The organism is Rhizobium sp. Rhizsp82 (assembly GCF_047325115.1).
Classification (GTDB): domain Bacteria; phylum Pseudomonadota; class Alphaproteobacteria; order Rhizobiales; family Rhizobiaceae; genus Rhizobium.
Genome location: NZ_CP168569.1, coordinates 195596 through 217513, shown reverse-complemented (window position 1 = coordinate 217513; position 21918 = coordinate 195596). Strand labels below are relative to the sequence as shown.

The following is a 21918-nucleotide window of genomic DNA, read 5'->3' as shown; positions in this document are numbered from 1 at the left end:
GTGAGCATCGTTCGCGACACGCCCCTTCCCCAGGCCGGCAAGGCCATCGGTATCGATACCCTCGGCATGACCATGCGCTTCGGGTCGTTCACCGCACTGGACAACGTCTCGATCAGCATTCCTGCCGGCAGCTTTCACGCGCTGCTCGGAGAAAACGGCGCCGGCAAATCGACCCTCGTCAAATGCATCATGGGCTTCTACCATGCCACATCGGGCTCGCTATCGGTCGGCGGCCGCGAGGCTGCGATCGCCTCGCCCCGGGATGCGGCTGCCTATGGCCTCGGCATGGTCTACCAGCACTTCACACTGGTGCCGTCGCTAACCGGCGCCGAAAACCTGGTGATCAGCGGAGCCGAAGTGCCCGCAGTCATCAACTGGGCCAAGGAACGCCGTGATCTTGCGGCCTTCATGGAACGCATGCCGTTCAAGATCCCGCTCGAACGCCCTGTCAGCGAGCTGGCGGCCGGCGAAAAGCAGAAGCTTGAGATCGTCAAGCAGCTCTATCTCGGCCGCTCCTTCATCGTGCTTGACGAACCGACATCGGTGCTGACCCCGGCCGAAGCCGACGAGATGCTGGGGCTCGTGCGCGCTATGACCGAGCGCGGCGAGCTGACCGTACTGATGATCAGCCACAAGTTCCACGAGGTGACCAAGTTTGCCGATGCCGTCTCGATCCTGCGCCGCGGCAAGCTGGTCGGCAGCGGCAAGATCGGCGAGCTCTCGATATCCGATATGGCGGCGATGATGATCGGCGACGTCAAGCTTGCCGAGCTCGACGCCCGCACACCGGTTTCCGATAGCGCGCCGATGGTGCTTGCCGTCGAGGCCGCCAAGGCACCGGATCGCTCCGGCCTCAAGACCATCGAGATCGACAGGCTCACCGTCCGCTCGGGCGAAATCCTCGGGATCGCCGGCATATCCGGCAACGGCCAGAAGGAACTGACAGAAATTCTCGCAGGGCAGCGCCCGCTGGAAGCAGGCAGCGTCTCCGTCAAGGGCAGCCGCTACGGCGCCACCCGGCCGGAAACGCGCCAGCACAACGTCCGCTTCATCCCCGAAGAGCCGCTGCAGAACGCCTGCGCCCCGAAGATGACCGTCAGAGAGAACCTTGCCTTCCGCACCTTCGATCTCAAGGACGGCGGCGGCGATGCTATCTGGCTGAGCAAGGGACAGATGAAGAAGCGCGCCGCCGATCTGATTGCCGATTTCAAGGTGAAGACCGCCTCGTCCGCCTCGCCGATCGCGGCTCTGTCGGGCGGCAACGTGCAGCGTGCGGTGCTTGCCCGCGAGCTGACCGGCGATGTCGATCTCCTGATCGTCTCCAATCCCTGTTTCGGCCTCGACTTTTCTGCTGTCGCCGATATCCGAGCCCGCATCATGAAGGCGCGCAACGCCGGAACGGCGGTGCTGCTGCTGTCGGAAGATCTGGACGAGCTCCTGGAAATGTCCGATCGCATTATGGTCATCTCGGAAGGCAAGCTGGTTTACGAAACGCCAGCCCGCGGTGCCGACATCGGCGTGATCGGCGCCCATATGGCAGGACATCACTGATGGTCGGCATTGCGGCAGAACCATTTGCCTTCCCGGCAAGACCGGGCGAACTGGCCCTCGTCGTCATCGACATGCAGCGTGATTTCGCCGAGCCCGGCGGCTTCGGCGCCAGCCTCGGCAACGATGTCAGCCGGATCACCAGGATCATTCCCGACGTCAAGCGCCTGATAGAAGGCTTCCGCCAGGCGGGACTGCCGGTCATTCACACGATGGAATGCCACAAGCCCGATCTTTCCGATCTGCCGCCGGCAAAGCGCGATCGCGGCAGCCCGTCGCTGAGGATCGGCGATGCCGGTCCGATGGGCCGCATCCTGATCGCAGGCGAGCCGGGAACAGCTATTCTCCCTGAGCTTGCACCCGTCGATGGCGAGATCGTTATCGAGAAGCCTGGCAAGGGCGCCTTCTATGCCACGCCGCTCGGCGACATCCTGAAAGAGAAAGGCATCGGCCAGCTGGTCTTTGCCGGCGTCACCACCGAGGTCTGTGTGCAGACGACGATGCGCGAAGCCAACGACCGCGGTTACGAGTGCCTGCTCGCCGAAGAGGCGACCGAAAGCTATTTCCCCGAATTCAAAAAGGCGGCAATCGACATGATCCGCGCCCAGGGCGCGATCGTCGGCTGGACCGCCCATGTGGACGATATTCTGAAAGGAATCGCCGATGCCTGAAACGACGCGCGAGATGCTAACGCTGGGCGGCTGGAATAAACTGGCCTTCGAGCCATTCCGTGACGGGGTGGAGATACACTGGATCCGCAGGTTCGAGGCGGACCAGCCGGGGATAGCGCTCTTGAAATACGAGGCAGGAGCAGCAGTCCCCCGGCACCGCCACCAGGGCTTGGAGACGATCTTCGTTCTCGATGGCACGCAATCCGACGAGGCGGGCGACTACGGCCGAGGAAGCTATGTCGTCAATGCCGAAGGCACCGAGCATTCGGTGTGGAGCGATACCGGATGCGTGGTCCTGATCCAGTGGGACAGGCCGGTGAGGATTTTGGAAGAGGAAATGGCATGAGGACGGCACCAGCCTTCGATATCAGTTCACTGCACGCCTTCTACGCCGACGGCGGAAAGGCCGAGGATGTGATCGAGGCGGTCTTCGCCCGCATCGCGGCGGTAAACGATCCGGGCATCTTCATCTCAATTGCCAGCAAGGCGGATCTGCTCGCCCAAGCATCGGCGCTCGGCACATTCGACCCGTCGGCAAAGCCGCTCTGGGGCATCCCCTTCGCCGTCAAGGATAATATCGACGTCACGGGCATGCCGACCACCGCCGCCTGCCCCGACTATGCCTATACGCCCGAAAAGGATGCGACCGTCGTTGCCCGGCTGAAGGCGGCCGGTGCCATTGTCGTCGGCAAGACCAATCTTGATCAGTTCGCCACTGGCCTCGTCGGCGTCCGCTCGCCCTATCCGATACCGCGCAACGCCATCGATCCCAAGCTTGTGCCAGGGGGCTCGTCTTCCGGATCGGCGGTCGCCACCGCCCAGGGCATCGTCAGCTTCGCGCTCGGCACCGATACAGCCGGCTCCGGCCGCATTCCCGCCGGCCTCAACAACATCGTTGGGCTGAAGCCGAGCCTCGGCGCGCTTTCGACATCGGGCGTCGTCCCCGCCTGCCGCACGCTCGATTGCGTCTCGGTCTTCGCGCTGACGGTCGACGATGCATGGTGCGTGTTCTCGGCTGCGGCCGCGCCAGATGAAACCGACGCTTATTCGAGAGATTACGGCCCGCTTGCGCTAGAGGCGCTGCCGCCGGTTCTGAGAATCGGCGTGCCGGCGCGTGCCGATCTGCGGTTCTTTGGCGACGAGGCGATGGCTGAAGCTTTTGACAAGAGCCTCGATGACCTCGCCGGGATGGGCTACGCGATCACCGAACTGCCCTTCCACGATTTCTATAAGGTCGCCGATTTGCTCTACGAGGGGGCCTGGGTCGCCGAGCGCTATGCCGCCGTCAAGGAATTCTTTGATGCGAAGGAAGCGAGCTTCCATCCGGTAACCCGCAAGATTTATGGCGGCGCCAGGACGCTCTCCGCCTCGGACGCCTTCCGCGGCCTCTACGCGCTTCAGGCCTATAAAAAGCAGCTCGCGCCTGTCATCGCCTCGGTCGATCTGCTCTGCGTGCCGACGGCACCGCGGCACTTCACTGTCGCCGAGCTGGAAGCCGAACCGATCCGCGAGAACTCGCGGCTGGGCACCTACACGAATTTCGTCAATCTGCTCGATCTCTGCGGCATCGCCGTACCCTGTGGCCGGCGCCGCGACGGCCTGCCATCGAGCGTGACGCTGCTTGCGCCAGCTGGCCAGGACGGCATCGCTGGCGCCGTGGCGCGGAGGCTTCACCAGGCGAGCGGCCTAACGCTGGGTGCTACCGGCTGGACGCTTCCAAAGACCGCTGCCGTGGCGCCACCCGCGCGTGGCCAAATTGAAATTGCGGTGGTCGGAGCTCATCTGAGCGGCATGCCTCTCAATGCCCAACTCACATCCAGGGACGCGCGTTTTGTGCGCACCGCAAAGACATCCGATGCGTACCGATTGTTCGAATTGACATCCCAGAAGCCTTCGAAGCCCGGCCTGCTTCGCATCCGTGATGGAGAAGGCGGCGAAATCGACGTGGAGGTTTGGCGTTTGTCTGCTGAGGCGTTCGGAAGTGTCGTCGCCGAGATACCATCCCCCTTAGGGATCGGGACGATCGCCTTGGCCGATGGGTCCAGTGTTAAGGGCTTCCTCGTTGAAGCATCTGCAGTGAGCAACTGTGCCGACATTACGGCATTTGGAGGCTGGCGCGCGTTCCTGACGGGTAAATAGTTGCCCGTCATCCTGCCATTGCCATGCACGCCGCGTCGGTCGATGCGGTCAATGTCGCTGAGTGCTGATGAAGCAAGAGATGTTCGCAAAACCGTCGATGGCACATGAGTTGACGCACGGCTGACCCATGCGATGAACCGTTTTTGTTTTTCAGCGCTGTTCACAGCGGCAAAATCATGTCGTCGTTCATTAACGCTGCATTAACCAAACCGCCTCAGTCTCAGCTTGTCAGTTCCTCTCTGGCATCGACTGCTTTGCGGGGGCGTGGAGCAGTTTTAATTGGAGATCACGCGGGCGAGCGTGATCTCCTTTTTCCCTTGCAACGGTCGCTCGCAAGGGACGGCCGCCGAGAGCGGTCAGCAGTCTCCGAGACAGGGTGGCGTGCTCACGGATCAAGCCGGATCCTCCGGCCAGTCGGCCCGGCACTGCTATCGAACGTGCGCTCGACAGATGGCTATTCATTTCTGCTCGCACGCCGGGATCCGCAACCGCCATTGCTTACGGCCGCCATTCTTGGTCGTTTCGTCGATCAAGCTCACGGTCGAGATAATAGGCTGCGCTGATCAGCGCCAAATGCGTGAAAGCTTGCGGAAAATTGCCGATCAAGTCAGAGCGGACATCGAACTCCTCGGCATAAAGACCGAGATCGTTGGCGTAGTTGAGGACCGCCTCGAATACCTGCCGCGCCTTCTTCAGGTCGCCGGCGCGCGCAAGGCATTCTGCATACCAGAAAGAACAGGCCGAGAAAGCACCTTCCCGGCCGCGCAAACCGTCGGCGCTCTTGTAGCGATAGACGACGCCGTCGTCAGAAAGGGTTCGCCCGATCGCGTCAAGAGTTGCCAGCCATCGCGGGTCTGTCGCACTGACGAAGCGCACCAGTGGCATCAGTAGCAGGGATGCGTCGAGGCTATCGCCATTCTTCGTTTGAACAAAATGTCCGTTTTCCTCATTCCAGAAATTGGCCCAGATGTCCTCATAGATATCATTGCGCACGTCGATCCATTTGGCGAAAGGCGCAGCCAGCGAGCGCTTGCTCGCAAGGCGTATCGCGCGATCAACCGCCACCCAGCACATCAGCCGGGAATGGAGGAAATGCTGCGGCTCCCGGCGCATTTCCCAGATACCCGCATCGGCATCCTGCCAATGCTCGCACACATTGTCGATGACGTCTCGCACGCCACGCCAGCCGTCATGAGAGATGGCGTGACCGTATTTGTTGCTGAGATAGATCGCATCCATAAGCTCGCCGTAGATATCAAGCTGGAACTGCTCGGATGCCTTGTTGCCGATGCGAACCGGACGCGCTCCGCCATAGCCCCGCAGATGGTCAAGACTGACCTCTTCCGGCACTTGCCCACCATCGACGGCATACATGATATCAAGTTTGCCTCGGGAACCGCATCTCATAGCGCGCTTGCCGATCCAGCCGTTGAAAGCCTCGGCCTCCTGCTGGTATCCAAGTCGCATCAAGGCGTAAACAGTAAAGGATGCATCCCGGATCCATGTCGCGCGATAATCCCAATTGCGGCTACCCCCGGGCGCTTCGGGCAAGCCAAAAGTTCCCGCTGCAACAATAGAGCCGTGGCGCCTTGACGTCATCAGCTTCAGCGTCAGCGCTGATCTGTTGACCATCTCCCGCCATCGGCCGCGATAGGTTGATTGCGAAGCCCAATTCTGCCAATAGGCAATGGTGGCGTCCTCGAAACCATCAATCTCCGATATCTCGATTTGACGCTGATCGACAGCTGCAAGGATGAAATCTGCCGTCTCTCCGGCCATCAGGAGACCGCCAGCTACGACGTCGGCGCCATCGGCGGAAAGGCCAGTGTTGGACGACAAACGAAATCCCTGAACGGAAGCTGACGGCTCCCAAGATGCCTCTTTGCCGTTCACGATAGCGCCCATCTTTTGCCGGGCGTAGTCGAAACGCGGCGCGCAGCGCATCGTGAACTGGACCTTGCCGCGCGTGATCTTCAGACGCCGCGCGAGCGTCGTCGCTGTGCCGGCTACGCCGTTGTTGACGGCCATGAAATCAGTAAGTTCCGCGCTCGCATCAGCGCCCATCCAACGGGTGATGAGCACATTGGTATCTGGACGGTATTGATGGACCACCCTGGCATCAGCGATATTCGGCGAGATTTCGAAGTTTCCACCATTTTCGGGATCGAGGAGCGCCGCGAAGATTGTCGGACTGTCAAAGTTCGGCCAACACATGAAATCGATCGTCCCATCCTTGGCGACCAAGGCCAGTGTTGCGAGGTCACCGATAACGCCATGATCAGAGATCGGACGCGGTATGACGTTTCCCTGCTTTTCACGTTCAATCTCGTCGTATCCTGTCGACAGGCGTTCCATCCGCCACTCCAGTCATGTTGCCTGCTCAAAACGCGCCGACCGAGATTCGGTTTCGTGGCGATCGGTGACAACATTAAAGCGCTAATTCCACAGGGAGGTCTGTGGGTGGTAAGGATCGCCTGCCTTCTCGGCTACCTGCATTCTTCGCTCCGGTCCCGGCAGCGGGCGGCGCCGTGCCCCGACAGCCTCATGGTGGTGTCGACCTGGCGTTCATCTCTCCACCGGCGATCAACCGCCGAGCGATGCTGGTAGCTTGTTTGGCCAGACCAGCGCACTGAGCGCCTTTGCGCGCTTCTCTGAGATGCCCCTGCTTGTATTTTAACTGCGTCAATCTATCTCGATGCTATGATCCTGACCGCAGCATTCCCCGATGACGATCTCGCAGCGTTTGAAGCCTTGCGTAAAAGGCACTTTCCCAGTCCCCGCAACTTCTTGCGCGCGCATCTGACGATGTTTCATCAAATCGATAACATCCGCCTCGCAGACATCCGTTCAACACTCGCCGCCCTGGCAGCAGACGTCGTGCCTGCGACAGTGACAACGACCGGCATATACCACCTTGGCCGTGGCGTCGCATTCGCGGTCGCCTCCGACGAGCTCAACAATATTCGCGCTGCCTTGCGACGCAGCTTTCAGTCGTGGCTTTGCCCGCAGGACCTTCGGCCATGGCGGCCGCACATTACCGTGCAAAACGGGGTCGACACGAAAAAGGCCAACCTGTTGTTCGACGAACTACGCAAAGAGTTTGAGCCGAAGACATTGAACATGATTGGGTATCAGCTATGGCACTACCAAGGTGGTCCCTGGAAGCTGGAGGCAGCGTATAGCTTCTCCGATCCGGCGAGATAGGCAACTGGCTGTTGCCCCCGCTTGATGCCGGGAAGCCGACGGGTTGAAAGCCGCGAAGAATGGCAACGGTGGCGCCATCGATCATGGACAACGCATGGTTGAAGACCCACTTTATAAGCTCTGGCGAACGATCAGGCCTGCAGCGGTTGGACGCCAATCCCGCGGCCTCTGCCACTTGACATTGGCAGCGGGAGAAGTACCGACGTTGGACATCAACCAGATTTTTCTATCAATCTTGCTTTTGTGGAGATCCTTATGAGCTTGATGAGGGAAACCAAGGACGCCGAGCAGGCCGGTTGTTTGAGCGCGCGAAATGGGGCCTTACTGTTTGCAAACCCTTATCAAGGTCGACCTGACCTCTATGCGGCCTGGCTTAGAGGTTATAGAGACGCTTGGGCAAACGTGACAGGCACGGGGCTCAAAACATCTGCAGAATTATCTCCGGACGGTAACGCTTCCCCACTTGGATAGGACGATCAGCGGCGGCGGCTCATCGCCGTAAGATGTCTCGTTTGCCGACAGGACATGGCAGCCTGAAATGGCTCTGTAAGGCTGCGACGGGAACCGGCGCTCTATCGTTCGGCCGTTGGCGCAGGAGCGCTGGCATAGCGCTCACCGTGAACCGTGATGGTCGAAAGTAGGCGATCGATTTTCTCCAGATCACTTTCACTGAACTCAAGGGAAAGCGCATCGAGATTTTCGTCGAGCCTTTGCAGCTTCGTCGTTCCGGGAATGGGAACAATCCATGGCTTCCGTGCCAGCAACCAACCGATCGCAACCTGTGCAGCGGTCGCCCGCTTTTCCTCCGCGATTGCCTTGATCGCATCAATGATCGGTTGGTTCGCCGCGCGATTTTCAGCTGAGAGATAGGGATTTGTCTTGCGCTGATCGTTGTCGGTCGCGAAGTTCGTGCTTTCCCCCATCGTCCCCGACAGGAAGCCGCGTCCCAGAGGGCTATAGGCTACGAACCCGATCCCCAATTCTTCGACGGTCGAAAGAACGCTCGCCTCGGGGTGGCGCCACCACAGGGAGTACTCACTCTGCACGGCGGCAACCGGCTGGACCGCATCAGCTATCCGGATAGCTTCATCGTCGGCCTCCGATAGCCCAAAGTGCAAGACTTTACCGGCGTCGATCAAATCCTTGACCGTTCCTGCAACATCCGCCATCGCAACGTCAGGATCGATACGGTGCTGGTAGAGAAGGTCGATGTGATCGGTTCTAAGCCGGACAAGCGCGGCATCGACCATCCGACGGATACTCTCCGGCCGGCTGTCAAGGCCATTGCTTGATCGCCCGTCCCTGAAGCCAAATTTTGTGGCAATCACGACGTGGTCGCGGATCGGTGCGAGAGCCTCCCCTACGAGTTCCTCGTTCGTGAAAGGACCATAGATTTCGGCGGTATCGAAGAAGGTCACTCCGCGATCGAATGCCGTTCGCATCAAAGTGATCGCATCGCTTGAGCGCATCGCGGGACCGCGGTGATGGTTCAAACCCATGCAGCCAAAACCAATAGCCGAGACTTCCAGACCCTGCCGGCCGAGCGTCCGTTTGAGCATCTTTTCCTCCTTCTATGATTTGGATCAAGGCGGCCAGACATTGCAATGAACCAGTCGCTCACCTGCCCACCCATCTTCCGGCAGGAGACTTGGCTGCTTCAGACACCTGCCAGCGGGGCCGAGAAATTTGGGTGACACGTTCGTTGAAGGCTATTTTTCGCCTGGTCGTTGCTCGCGCTGATGACGCTTCAGTTCAGGTCGAAAAATCCTGCATCTTCCTCCTTGAGGTATTTCTTCGCGCTCTCCGCGTCGATGTCGAGACCGAGGCCTGGCGTCTCAAGAAGATCCACCATGCTGTCCTTCACGATCTCTTCCGGCAAGCCAATGATCAGATCTTCCCACCAAGGATCCGAGGCGGTCGGATATTCGAAGGCAACATAATTTGCCGGCAGCGTCGCGCACACATTAATCAACGCGCCGAGACCAAGGAGCCCGTTTGCCGTTCCGTGTGGGGCCATCAGGATCGAGTGCATATAGGCGTGTTCGGTGATCCATTTCAGTTCCGCGATACCTCCGACATCAGCCGGGTCAGGCCCGATGACACGAACGGCTTGCGTTTCGATCAGCTCCTTGAAGTTGTGACGGAGATAGATCTGCTCGCCGGTGTGAATCGGTGTCGAGGTAGAGGTGGTCAGCTCCCTGTAGGCCTGAGGATTGACCCAGGGCACATAGTCGCCTGTCAGCATGTCCTCCAGCCACATCAGATTGTATTTCTCGACCGCGCGAGCAAACTTTATCGCATCCGGCAACATCCAGCCTGGGCCACAATCAAGCGCCAGGCTGACTTTGTCCCCAAGCACTTCCTTCATTGCGATGACGCAGTCGAGCATATGGTTGAAGCCGCGCTCGCTGATGACGCCCTGATCCATCGCGCCGTGGTAACCCGCCTTGGTCTGCGTCACACCATAATGAAATTCCTCGACCGTATCCTTCATATTGGAGTGGAACGAGATCCCCTGCTTGACCATAAAGAAATTCTGCGGCTGCTCCATCATCCATCTGACGTCGGCGGCGTAATCCTCCGGCCGATCACCCGAACGCTTCCGGCGCACCGAGCCATTATAGACGCGCACCTTGTCTCGCACCTTGCCCCCAAGCAGCTTGTAGGCCGGCACGCCAGCCGCTTTGCCGGCGATATCCCACAATGCATGCTCAATGGCGCTCACGGCCGCGCCATATGGCTTGAACGAGCCGCGCTGGCGGATCTTCAGCATCACCCTCTCGACGTCGGTGGGGTCCTCACCGATCAGAGCGTCGCGAAAATGCAATACCCATGGCTTGAGGTAAGTCTTGGTAAATTCCACCTCGCCGAGGCCATAGAGGCCCTCGTCGGTCACAATCCGGACGATGGGGTGTTTGCCGATAACAGCGCAGCGCAGGTCGGTGATCTTCATCTTCGTTTTCTCGCTTCAACTCCAGGTACGATCCCAGGAATACTCGTCATCCCAATGGTCAGTGGGCTGCCAAATGCCGGCGACACCCGGCTGCAAATGCTGCAGGATGACCTCGTCGACGACATCGTCGATCCCAAGCCCCGGCTTGTCGGGCACAGTGATAAAACCATCCTTCACCAATGGTCTTGGTAGGCCCGTCACAATGTCGTCCCACCAGTCGACATCGGCCGAATGATATTCAAGGGCCATGAAGTTTTCGGTCGCTGTCGCAACATGAGCAGCCGCCATCGCCGCGATCGGGCTCTCCGCCATGTGGATCGCCATTGCCACACCGCGATCCTGGGCCATGTCACCGATCTTCTTGGTCTCAAGGATGCCTCCGCTGGTCAGAAGATCCGGATGGATGACCGAAACACCGCCACTGTCGAGGAGCGGCTGAAAACCCTCCTTGAGATAGATGTCTTCGCCGGTACAGATCGGTACGGTGGTAGCATCCTGCAATTGCCGATATTGCTGTGCGTATTGCCAGGGGATCACGTCCTCGAGCCATGCCGGCACATATTTCTCGATGCGTCGCGCGAGGCGAATGCCGTTCTGCATCGAAATATGGCCGATGTGGTCGATCGCGAGCGGTACATTCATTCCAATGACTTCGCGAACCTCGGCGATGTATTGCTCAAGCAAGTCCAGGCCCTTGTCGGTAAAGTGCAGACCCGTAAATGGATGCTGGACGTTGTGCAGGTCATAGGCTGCATTGCGAAGACGGCGTTCGTCCGCCGTCTTCAACGGTCCGCGCGTCGGGCTGTCGCGATATCCTTCCAGCGAGCCTGCAGGAAACACCACCGCTCCAGGGACATCGGCGATCTGCATCAGCCCAAGGTCCATCTTGAGGAAGGTGAAGCCGAGATCCATGCGCTCTTTTAGGCGCTTGCCGGTTTCCGTGCCGCTCGGCACGGTGGCGTCCGTGTCGCAATAAACGCGTACCTTCTCCCGGAAGCGACCGCCGAGCATCTGGTAGACCGGAACGCCATAGGCCTTGCCGGCAAGATCCCAAAGGGCAATTTCGACCGCCGATACACCGCCGCCTTGCCGTCCATGTCCGCCGAACTGTTTGATGCGCCGGAACAGGCGATCGATGTCGCAGGGGTTTTCGCCAAGCAAGCGGCTCTTCAGCATAAGCGCGTAGGTGGCGCTCGCCCCGTCCCGAACCTCGCCGAGCCCGACGATTCCCTGGTTCGTATAGATCTTGAGAAGCGCAGAGGTGAAGGGTGCACCGACGATTTCGGCAACCCGCATGTCGGTAATGCGAAGGTCCGAGGGCTTGGAATTCTGGTTCACCCGATCGAGCGCGTCTTCGGCTCCGTCTGCCTCTTTCATAAGTTGATCCTCGCTCCTGTCGACAGGGCTGGCCGCCGCGCGGCCGGCACAGCCAAAAACGTTGGTCAGTCCAGTGCAATCTCGTGGTCTTGAAGGTAGTCGCGGTTCATCTCGATACCGAGCCCGGGCTTGGGGCTGAGCTTCAGGTTGCCATTTGAGACATCGAGTGGGCGGTCGATGAGATGATCGTATTTGCCCAGGTTCCACTCCGATGTCTCGAGTTTGTAGAAGTTCGGAACGGTCATCATCACCTGGGCGCCAGCGACAACGTTGATCGGGCCGGCGGCGTCATGCGGGGAGACCGGGATATAATAAGCTTCGCAAAGAGCTGAGATTTTCTTCAGTTCGGTAATGCCCCCCGTCCAGGTGACGTCCGGCATGATGTAGTCGGCAAGCTTGTTTTCGAGAACCGGAACGAAGTCCCACTTGGTGTGGCCGCGCTCGCCCCACGAGATCGCGGCGCTTACCTTCTCCCGGACCTGCTTGAGAGCGTTGAGGCTTTCGGGTGGGCAAGGCTCCTCAAACCAGTCTATTTGCCCCGCTTCCTCAAGGCTTCGGCAAAGGCGAATGGCAGTGGGGACATCGAAACGGCCGTGGGCGTCGATCAAGATGTCGACATCAGGACCCGCTGTCTCACGGATCAGCGCGGTGAGCTCTGCGGCTTCGCGCTCATCCTTTCGGGTCATGGTGCCGTCAAGATAGCCGTCTCGCTGTTCTCGCGCGTTACCATCGGCGATGCGTCCTTGTTGGGGGAAAGGATCGAACTTCAGTCCGGTGTGACCAGAATCGACGATGTCGCGGATTTCGCGGATGACGGCCTCTCTGCTGGTAAACTTCGCCTGATTGGGATGGGTGTAGAGCGCGATCTCGTCTCGTACCGGGCCCCCGAGAAGCTCGTAGATCGGCTTGCCGATGACTTTCCCGCGAATATCCCATAGAGCTATGTCGATCGCGCTGACGCATTCGACAGCCGCACCTCGGCTGCCCATATAGGTAAAGCTGCGAAATATCTTGTGCCACAAGTATTCGATGCGCCCCGGATCCTCGCCTTTCAGTGCTTGGCCGATCTGGCGCAGGATCGTACAGAGCGCACGATTGGCGAGTTTCGTCGTCGTTGTGATCTCTCCCCAGCCGCTCACCCCGTCGTCGGTCGTCACCTCGACGAACAGGAACTCGCCCCAGTAAGACGCATCCGACTTGATGAGCCACGGCCGTACACTGGTAATCTTCATCTGGGGTACCTTTGACTTGGAGGCATGAAGGAGAGTCTACACCCGGGCTTTGTCTATCCCGCACGAAGAGCGCTACGCGCCCGCATGTGTTCGAGGAGATGACGGCCGGAGCCCTCGACGTGCCGGGCGATGAGTTCAGCTGCCGCCTCGGCGTTTCCCGACTTCACATGCGCGATGAGCTCACGGTGTTCACTCAGGATGGCGGCCCGGCGGGCAAGCGTGAAATTGAACCGCCGCCCGACTGCGCGCAGCACTTCACGGTGCTTCCACCAGAGTTCGGCAGCATGACGGTTATAGTGCTTCTGGTACATCACCGTATGAAAAGCCGTGTCCAACTCACTGTGTTTGAACGGGTCGGCAAAATCGTTTTGCTCAATCAGATCCTGAATGCGCTCAAGTTCGGCAATGTCGTCAACGGTTACCATCGTGACGAACCAGCGTGTCAATGCCGGTTCAATGAGGACACCAATCTCGTAAATATCGCGAACAAAGTCCTGATCGATTGGCCGGACGCGCGCACCCCGGTTCGGCACGAATGTGACGAAACCCTCTCCTCGCAAAAGCTGCAAGGCCTCGCGCACCGGGTTGGTGGACGTACCATGGCGCCGGGCGAGATCGGTCACAACCAGCCGCTCGTTTGCCGCCAGCCGGCCCTCGATGATGTCGTCCCTGATGATTTTGTAGAGCGAGGCCCCCTCGCTCGATGCTCCATCGGCATCGATGCCTTCAGGTGGTCCGGCTCTGAAATCGCTCGTCTCGTTCAAAATAATCCCCATCCAATACTTGACTTACTCGCCTATCATGCAAATCGGCTTCAAACAATGTACGATTTTGCCGATTGACAGACATTCCTTGATCTGAAAACGTGCAATCCGTCTGATGGGATACACTGCTTGAGGAGGCGGCCCAGCGGACAGGAGCGCTCGCCATGGACCGAGCGGCTCGGGAGAACCTGGAGGATACCCATGACGAGGATTTCACTCGGAGGTGCCGTCCTGCGCGGCACCGTCTCAACCGCTTTGCTGATGTCGATGATGTCTGCCTCTGCCATGGGCGCATCGGTCGACCTGAGCAAGTGGTCACCCGACTATGTAAGGTCGATCGCCGGCACACAGGACTTCGATACCGCAGCGGACTGCAGCAAGGTAACACCCCTCGACTATAAGGGGCGGCTGACCTTCTGGTACCAGGGTATCTTCGAGGGAGATCCCGATTCACTTCGGCAATATTACAAGGACTTCTTCGCGACGTTCCGCAAGACCTACCCCAACATTCAGCTCGAAGAACAGGGACTGACCTACAACGATCTTCTCGACAAGTTCCGCACCGCGCTTCTCGGCAACGCCGCACCGATGGCCGTCCGCCTGCAAATCCTCGGAGGCGTCGAGTTCGCTGCCAAGGGTTACCTTCAGCCTTTGAAGCCAGAGGATGTCGGCTACAAGACCGAGGACTTCTGGCCCGGCGCAATGAAGGCCGTCAGTTGGGATGGCGTGCCTTATGGCATTCCGACCAATAACGAGACGATGGCATTCATCTGGAATGCCGACATATTCAAGCGCGCTGGCCTCGATCCCGACAAGGCGCCAGCCACCTGGGATGACGTCGTCAAATATTCCAAGCAGATCCATGACAAGCTTGGCGTGTCGGGCTATGGCCTCGTGGCCCGCAAGAACGCTGGCAATACGCCATACCGTTTTATGCCGCAACTATGGGCTTATGGCGGTGGTGTCTTCGACGAAGCATCCGCCGATCCGACCTACAAGGAGGTCGAACTTGCCAGCCCTCAAAGCAAGGCGGCTTTGCAGGCCTCCTATGACATGTATGTCCGCGACAAGTCGGTTCCCGTTTCGGCGTTGACCAACCAGCAGGCTGACAATCAGCCGCTATTCCTTGCTGGCCAGCTGGGAATGATGGTTTCGCACCCGTCCGATTACGACGTCATGCTCGACCTGCAGAAAAAAGCAACGGCGACGGACAAGGAGAAAGCACAGACCGTTATCGACAACATGCGTTACGGCCTGATCCCGACCGGACCTGACGGCAAGCGTGCCGTGGTCTTCGGTGGCTCGAACATCCATATTCTCAAGCCCGAATATGTCGAGGGCGGCACGGTCGATGAACCCGCAGCCAAGGCGATCATCTGCATGTGGAGCAGCCCGGAATGGTCGCTGAAACTCGCTTATGTGGGATCAAACCCCGGAAACCTGAACGGCTTCAAGACGAAGTGGATGAAAGACCGGCTGGAAAAGATAAAGTTTCTTGACGTGACGACGTCCATGCTGCCCTACGGCATTCCCTTCCCAGCACTTCCGCAGTCACCGGAAATCATGAACATCATCGTGCCCGACATGCTGCAAAACGCGCTGACCGGGGCGATGACCGTTGACCAGGCCGCAGATGACGCGGCTAAAAAGGTCAAGGAACTGATGGATGGTGGCCTCTAGACAAGGTCCTTTGATCTCGGACCGGCTGCAGAGCGATCTGAAGCCGGCCTTCTTCCCACGGATGAGGGCTTTGCATAGTGACGATTTTGACCGGAAAGGCCGAAAACACTGGCCGGTGGCATAACCGTAGATCTGGAGTGATGCGCAGGGTTTGGGATCATCGCTTCGACTACGCGTATGTGCTGCCGTCGATCGCGGTGATGCTTATCGTGATCGCCTACCCCATATACTATACGATCGAACTGTCCTTCTTCAACACGCCGCCCGGTCTGCAGCTGCGCGACAAGATCTTTGTCGGCATCGACAATTATACCGCCATCCTGAAAAGCCCGGTGTTCTGGACGGTGACCAAGAACACGCTTATCTGGACGGTTGGGTCGACTTTCATCTCCTTCGTTCTCGGGTTTGCCTGTGCACTGGCGCTGCATCGCGACTTTGCAGGCAGAGCGATCATGCGCGCCATCCTGATTATCCCATGGGTCATCAGCGCAGTCGCCGCGTCTTACATCTGGAAATGGATTTATCATTCAGACTTCGGCGTGATCGGCGCGGTTCTGGTCGGCCTCGGTCTCGCAGACCGGCCACCCAACTTCATCGACAATGTCGATACCGTTCTGCCTTCCCTCATCATCGTCAATATCTGGCGCGAGTTCCCGTTCGCCATGATCATGATGATGGCCGCTCTTCAGACCGTTCCCGACCAATTGCTGCGCGCAGCAAAAGTAGATGGAGCCAACGCGTGGCAGCGGTTCTGGCACGTGACCTTCCCGCATGTCGGCAACGTTTCGATCGTAACGATCCTGCTTCTGGCGGTCGCCAACTTCAATTCGTTCATCATCCCATGGATCATGACAGGCGGTGGCCCGTCGAACGCGTCGCACATCTGGATCACCCACATCTACGAGCTCGCCTTCGGCCGCCAGCGGTGGGGCGTTGCATCTGCATATTCGGTCCTGCTGTTCCTGATCCTGATGTCGTTCGGTTACTTCTATGTCCGCGCGCTCAGCTCCAACGATAAAAAGGAAGCGGCCGAATGAGCACGATTGCACAGACCCGAGCCGCGCCCAAGCCGCACCACCGCACGCGCGTCGATGCATGGCGATGGGGCGGGCGCATCTTTCTGCTCTTCATGCTGCTCTACACAGCCTTGCCGATGATTTGGATGTTGCTCACGTCAATCAAATCGGGCTTCGCAGCAATGCAGTTTCCGCCTCAATGGTGGCCGGATCAGCCGACGCTCGCCAGCTACCAGAAGCTGCTCGACCCGCAAAACAGCGTCGGCCAGGATTTCCTGCGTTTCTTCTGGAACAGCCTATTCGTCTCCACGGCGACGACCATAATGTCGGTGATCGTCGCTGTCCCGGCCGCCTACGCCTTCTCTCGCTTCTCATTTCCTGGACGGAACTTTCTGTTTTTTGCCGTCCTGCTTCGGAACATGTTTCCAGCGGTGATTTTTCTCGTACCGCTTTTTATCCTCATGCGGGCAATCGGGCTGGTCAACACCCACGGGTCCCTCGTCCTGACCTACCTCACCTTCGGCTTGCCTCTGGCCATCTGGCTCCTCAAAGGGTTCTACGACAACATTCCAATCCAACTGGAACAAGCCGCGCGCATTGACGGGGCGACACGCTTTCAGGCCTTCGTTCTGATCGTTGTGCCGCTGTCGACGCCCGGGATCATCGCAACAGCGATCTACTCCTTCATCGGCGCCTGGAACGAGTACATTTACGCCTATACCTTCCTTTCGAAAAATGAGCAGCTGACCTTGCCTGTCGGCATCCAGCGCTTCTTTTCGGAAAACACCACCGACTTTCCTGGCCTTATGGCGGCCAGCTTCATGATGAGCGTACCGGTTGTCGTCCTGTTTCTGCTTCTGCAACGATACTTCGTCCGCGCGCTGACAGAGGGCGCCGTCAAGCACTAGGGAGTTGCTCGTGGCCCATGTGGTCTTAAAGGATCTGATCAAAAATTATGGCAGCTTCAATGCTGTTAAAAGCGTTTCGCTGACGGTCAACGATGGCGAATTCGTCGCACTCGTCGGCCCTTCAGGCTGCGGCAAGACGACGACGCTCAACCTGGTGGCGGGGCTGACGTCGGTCACATCTGGCGACATCGTCATCGGCGATCGTGTGGTCAACGACCTCGACCCCAAAGACCGGGACATCGCAATGGTGTTCCAGAATTACGCTCTTTATCCGCAAAAATCCGTCTACAAAAACCTGGCGTTTCCGCTGCAGATGCGAAAACTGCCGAAGGACGAGATCGACAAGAAGGTCAGGGAAGCGGCCCGCGTCCTCGATATGACGCAGTTGCTCGAACGCAAGCCGCGGGAGCTGTCGGGCGGACAACAGCAGCGCGTGGCACTCGGCCGCGCTCTTGTTCGCGACCCTGCCGTGTTCCTGATGGATGAGCCGCTCTCCAACCTGGATGCAAAGCTGCGCGTTCAAATGCGCTCGGAGATCAAGCGGTTTCATCAGGATCTGAAGGCGACGATCATCTATGTGACGCATGACCAGCTTGAGGCGGTGACGATGGCAGACAGAATGGCGGTGATGAATGGTGGCTATCTCCAGCAATACGATACGCCAGCGCAGGTCTTTGCCAATCCCGTAAACATGTTCGTTGCTGGATTTGTCGGCAGCCCGGCGATGAGCCTGGTGCCCCTCGAAGCATCGACAGCCGAAGGAAGAGCTGTTTTGACCAGCGCGGAAGGCTGGCATCTGGAACTCTCCCCAGCAAATGCTCGCAAGGTCGACAAGGCAAAGTCGAGGAAAGTCGTTCTCGGTGCGCGCCACTCGACCATCAAACTGCACAAAAGTGCGGTTCCGGGAAGCGTGCCCGCCAAGGCCTATACCGTAGAGCCGACGGGAGACGTCACCTTCGTGCAAGCGTTCCTCTCCGGCGCGATCGTCAATATCAGCGTGCCGCCGGCTGTCGCGGTTGCGCCGGACGAACAGATCTGGCTCGAATTCGATCAGGAGCGGATCCATCTCTTCGACGGTGAAACAGAAATGGCCCTGAGAGCTGATTGACAGCTAGCGAATGCGCAACACGAGGCGTCGATGACGGCAAAACTCAAGATCACTGCAATCAAGCCCTATCCAGTATGGGTGGGCATTCGCAATCAGATGCTGGTCAAGGTCGAAACCGATCAAGGGATCTTTGGCTGGGGCGAAAGCGGCTTGAGTGGGCGCGAGCAAGCCGTCGCGGGAGCGATCGAGCATTATCGCGAATTTCTGATCGGCCGCGACGCGATGCAGATCGGCCGGATCTGGCAGGAGATCTATCGCAGCCAGTATTTTGAAGGTGGCCGGGTTCTTCAGGCGGCGATGTCGGCGATCGATATCGCTCTTCACGATATCAAGGGCAAGGCCCTTGGCGTGCCGGTCTATGAACTGCTCGGCGGCAGGCAGCGCGAGCGCATTCCAACCTTTGCATCGACCGGTGACGAGGCCGAGGGGGCTGCCGCCATCGAGCGCGCGCGTGAATTGCGGGCACAAGGCTGGCAGGCAATCCGTTTCTTCCCGGCCGGGCAGGACAGCAAGGATATTTTCGAGCCGAGAGAATCAATTGGCCGAACGGCATCGATGCTGAACGAGGCACGCGAGGTATTGGGTGATGACGTCGTCCTCGGTATCGATTATCACCACCGCTTATCGGTGGCGGAGGCGGCGAGCTTCTGCAACAAGCTCGGCCGCGGTGTTCTTGATTTTCTTGAAGAGCCGATACGCGATGAAACACCGTCAGCCTATGAATCCTTGCGCAGAATGACGGATATCCCCTTTGCCATTGGTGAAGAATTTGCCAGCAAGTGGCAGTTCTTGCCGTATATCGAGCGCGACATTCACCAGTTCAACCGGATTGACGTCTGCAACGTCGGGGGGCTCACAGAAGCGATGAAAATCGCCGGCTGGAGCGAGGCGCACTACGTCGATTTGATGCCGCACAATCCACTTGGCCCGGTCTGTACCGCTGCGACAATCCATTTTGCAGCCGCTGTTGCCAATTTCGCTTGGCTAGAGACCCGGGCGCCTGAAGCCAGGCTCGGCTTTGACAATTCGGACTTCTTTCCAGTTCAGCCAAGACTGGACGGAGCAGACTATCCAGTCAGCGAACGGCCCGGGCTCGGCATCGAGGTAAATGAGGATGCCATTGCCGCCGAGAGCTTCCGCTTCTGGGAAGCGCCGCATCTGAGGCGCCGCGACGGTTCAGTCACCAACTGGTAATTACCAAACACTGGAGCCCCCATGACCATGACAACGGATATTACGCGGCCGCCCAAGGAATTGATTGAGGCTCTCGAAGAAATCGGCGCGGCAACGATAGCGGGAACGCTTGGGCACATGGGATTTCGCAATCCGCACATGGTCGGCCCCGTTTCGCAGCGGCGAGGCAGATCGATCGTCGGACCGGCATTGACACTCCAGTTCATGCCCCAGCGGCCTGATCTCTTCAGCGAGGGCGAATACGCTGATCCGGAGACGCAGTTGCACCGCCATGTCCTCTATCACGTGCAGGAAGGCGACGTGGTTGTCGTCGATGCGCGCGGCGATATGAGCTCGGGTGTCTTCGGCGATATGATGTCGACCTATTTTAAGGGCCGCGGCGGCGCCGGCATCGTTATCGATGGATGCATGCGCGACAGACCCAACGTCGAAAAGCTGGACCTGTCGCTGTGGCTTCGCGGCTGGACGCCGAACTACCATGTTCAGACGAGCATCTATCCCAACGCAGTGAACGTACCGATTGCCTGTGGTGGCGTCACGGTGATCCCCGGAGACATCATCGTGGCGGATGATGACGGGGTGGTCGTGCTCCCCGTTGCCATGGCCTCAAAGGTGATCCAGGAATCAAAAACCCACCATGACTGGGAAGAATTCTCCCGTATGAAGCTGATGGCTGGCGGATCCCTGCAGCGATACTATCCGTTGCACGATGATGCTCGGGGCGAATACGAGGAATGGACCAGAACGAACACCCGGCGCTAGCGCGATCTGCGGAGGGTGCAGCAGCGAGAAACGGATCCTTCACCCAGTCCTGAGTCAAGGGGCGAGTTGCGGTCGGCTCTCGTTTCCTGTTTTGCTGCTCGGAGGCCGAACGACAGCTCGTCTTTTCGCTCGTTTCCCGTCTGCGTTCCAACCGGAGTATTGAAAAATGAAAACGCTACTGATGGCTGGTAGATCGGATTGGCATCGATAATCGCGACCGCGACACCGGGAATGGCCGACAGTCTGACGCTTACCGGCGGCGATCTTCACATAGGCTACTGGGATGGCGACCGAGACCGGCGCGACTGGCGCCGCCACCATGCGCGCCAATACTACCGCCCTGGTCGTCGCTGCCGCGTGACCACTGTCCGGCATCGTTATCATCACCGCTGGGTCTATAGTGATAAGCGTATCTGCCGCTGGTAGACGACGGTTTGAGAAGCACCACATTGCTTTTTGCAAGGAAATTGCCGGGCCCGGCAACCAACCTTACGTAGCGTCCAAGCCGCTATGATTAATCCTAAGGGTCAGGCTGACAGCCCGCTTTTAAGCGTTCATCATGGCTATGGTTTGAAGGGCAATCCAAACCAGCTGCCTCGTCCTGTGCATCCACCTGTGCAGGGCGAGGCTTATTCCTCCCGCGTGCCGGCCACCCCAACCCCTGCGCTTCCACCGACAATGACCGACCCCGCAGGCGGCCAGCGGTGTTGAAACGATCCCCGTTTTGCCGCCCGGACGAAAGGCTGATCGCCACCATGGCCTGGGCCCACTTGACACCTCGCGAGCCTTACGTTGGAAATGCGATGCCAGTGCGCGGCCCGACTGTCTGCGCCGATTTATCCTGCCGCTTGACGCCACTCGATTTTTTGCGATTACGATTGCCTATGAAGACATTGACCGGCCAGCGCATGCGCACATTACTGATGCATCTCGACCACTTGAGTTTTCGGCCCCCGCCATCGAGCGTGGGACGGCGAACAACTCGCCTGGCCATGCAAAATGATTTGATCGAAGTCATAGGAGACCTTTCCTTGGCCTACAGATGCCGGTTGACAGAGAAAGGCCTCGCAGCGCGCTTTGATCTCGCTCGCGATAGTCGCGCATCTTAGCTCCAACCGGAGTGCCTGCTTCGATCATTATGCTGATTGGGTCGACGTTATCGGCGATCAATACCATCTTTGGCGCGGCTGGAAATGGGCAACGGCCGGCTGGTGCGATAGCAATGACAGGAACGAAGACGCAATACGATCGTGCGGTCGCGTCTCAATATCCACTTGCATCTGCCTATCGTGGATACTGTCGGCAGAGCAAACTGAACGCCACATTGGGCATGAGCAGGAGGCTCGCCCTTGTCCGCAAGCC

The 21918-nt window shown here is 58.8% G+C and carries 17 protein-coding genes; 11 read left to right on the top strand and 6 right to left on the bottom strand.

The genetic code is table 11. The annotated features are described in order from the left end of the window. The 4 genes from ACEN84_RS01045 to atzF are packed head-to-tail and all read left to right on the top strand — an operon-like array spanning window position 1 to window position 4358. Window positions 1-1551, top strand: coding sequence for an ABC transporter ATP-binding protein (locus ACEN84_RS01045; RefSeq protein ID WP_413708896.1), 1551 nt, complete (start codon window positions 1-3; stop codon window positions 1549-1551). Beyond that, the gene (locus ACEN84_RS01040) at window positions 1551-2219 is read left to right on the top strand and encodes a cysteine hydrolase family protein (RefSeq protein ID WP_130279541.1); all 669 of its coding nucleotides are present in this window, start codon (window positions 1551-1553) and stop codon (window positions 2217-2219) included. The genes ACEN84_RS01045 and ACEN84_RS01040 overlap by 1 nt, the downstream gene beginning before the upstream one ends. Continuing rightward, window positions 2212-2565, top strand: a complete 354-nt coding sequence (locus ACEN84_RS01035) for a cupin domain-containing protein (protein WP_130279542.1) — start codon at window positions 2212-2214, stop codon at window positions 2563-2565. Before ACEN84_RS01040 ends, ACEN84_RS01035 begins: the two co-directional genes overlap by 8 nt. Then, window positions 2562-4358, top strand: coding sequence for an allophanate hydrolase (gene atzF / locus ACEN84_RS01030; protein ID WP_413708895.1), 1797 nt, complete (start codon window positions 2562-2564; stop codon window positions 4356-4358). The genes ACEN84_RS01035 and atzF overlap by 4 nt, the downstream gene beginning before the upstream one ends. Window positions 4359-4856: 498 nt before the next feature. Here the strand turns inward: atzF and ACEN84_RS01025 are convergent, their stop codons facing one another. Then, window positions 4857-6713, bottom strand: coding sequence for a glycoside hydrolase family 15 protein (locus tag ACEN84_RS01025; RefSeq protein ID WP_413708894.1), 1857 nt, complete (start codon window positions 6711-6713; stop codon window positions 4857-4859). A 345-nt stretch (window positions 6714-7058) separates the two neighbouring features. On the opposite strand from ACEN84_RS01025, the gene ACEN84_RS01020 reads away from it, so the two are divergent. Continuing rightward, on the top strand, window positions 7059-7562 hold the full coding sequence (locus tag ACEN84_RS01020) for a 2'-5' RNA ligase family protein (RefSeq protein ID WP_413708893.1): 504 nt from the start codon (window positions 7059-7061) through the stop codon (window positions 7560-7562). A gap of 572 nt (window positions 7563-8134) precedes the next feature. Here the strand turns inward: ACEN84_RS01020 and ACEN84_RS01015 are convergent. The 5 genes from ACEN84_RS01015 to ACEN84_RS00995 form a co-directional block, all read right to left on the bottom strand. Continuing rightward, window positions 8135-9121, bottom strand: coding sequence for an aldo/keto reductase (locus tag ACEN84_RS01015; protein ID WP_413708892.1), 987 nt, complete (start codon window positions 9119-9121; stop codon window positions 8135-8137). Window positions 9122-9309: 188 nt separating this feature from the next. Next, window positions 9310-10515, bottom strand: coding sequence for a mandelate racemase/muconate lactonizing enzyme family protein (locus tag ACEN84_RS01010; protein WP_112715939.1), 1206 nt, complete (start codon window positions 10513-10515; stop codon window positions 9310-9312). A gap of 15 nt (window positions 10516-10530) precedes the next feature. After that, entirely contained in the window at window positions 10531-11892 is a 1362-nt protein-coding gene (locus ACEN84_RS01005) for a mandelate racemase/muconate lactonizing enzyme family protein (RefSeq protein WP_148195186.1), read from the bottom strand. A 65-nt stretch (window positions 11893-11957) separates the two neighbouring features. Next, entirely contained in the window at window positions 11958-13124 is a 1167-nt protein-coding gene (locus tag ACEN84_RS01000; RefSeq protein WP_413708891.1) for a mandelate racemase/muconate lactonizing enzyme family protein, read from the bottom strand. Between the two features lie 53 nt (window positions 13125-13177). After that, complete coding sequence (locus ACEN84_RS00995) at window positions 13178-13888, bottom strand: GntR family transcriptional regulator (RefSeq protein WP_413708890.1); 711 nt, start codon at window positions 13886-13888, stop codon at window positions 13178-13180. 201 nt (window positions 13889-14089) lie between these two features. Here ACEN84_RS00995 and ACEN84_RS00990 point away from each other — a divergent pair, with 201 nt between their 5' ends. From ACEN84_RS00990 to ACEN84_RS00965, 6 genes are all read left to right on the top strand, one after another. After that, window positions 14090-15568, top strand: coding sequence for an ABC transporter substrate-binding protein (locus ACEN84_RS00990; protein ID WP_130279548.1), 1479 nt, complete (start codon window positions 14090-14092; stop codon window positions 15566-15568). 77 nt (window positions 15569-15645) lie between these two features. Beyond that, window positions 15646-16605 carry a carbohydrate ABC transporter permease gene (locus tag ACEN84_RS00985; RefSeq protein ID WP_112715931.1) on the top strand — a complete coding sequence of 320 codons (960 nt, stop codon included), beginning with the start codon at window positions 15646-15648 and terminating at the stop codon, window positions 16603-16605. Continuing rightward, window positions 16602-17492, top strand: coding sequence for a carbohydrate ABC transporter permease (locus tag ACEN84_RS00980; RefSeq protein WP_112715929.1), 891 nt, complete (start codon window positions 16602-16604; stop codon window positions 17490-17492). Before ACEN84_RS00985 ends, ACEN84_RS00980 begins: the two co-directional genes overlap by 4 nt. Window positions 17493-17502: 10 nt before the next feature. Beyond that, window positions 17503-18600 carry an ABC transporter ATP-binding protein gene (locus ACEN84_RS00975; protein ID WP_413708889.1) on the top strand — a complete coding sequence of 366 codons (1098 nt, stop codon included), beginning with the start codon at window positions 17503-17505 and terminating at the stop codon, window positions 18598-18600. A 30-nt stretch (window positions 18601-18630) separates the two neighbouring features. Next, window positions 18631-19794, top strand: coding sequence for a mandelate racemase/muconate lactonizing enzyme family protein (locus ACEN84_RS00970; RefSeq protein ID WP_413708888.1), 1164 nt, complete (start codon window positions 18631-18633; stop codon window positions 19792-19794). A gap of 21 nt (window positions 19795-19815) precedes the next feature. Further along, window positions 19816-20556: a ribonuclease activity regulator RraA gene (locus tag ACEN84_RS00965; protein ID WP_130279549.1), complete on the top strand. Its 741-nt coding sequence runs from the start codon at window positions 19816-19818 to the stop codon at window positions 20554-20556. Window positions 20557-21918: the final 1362 nt, after the last annotated feature.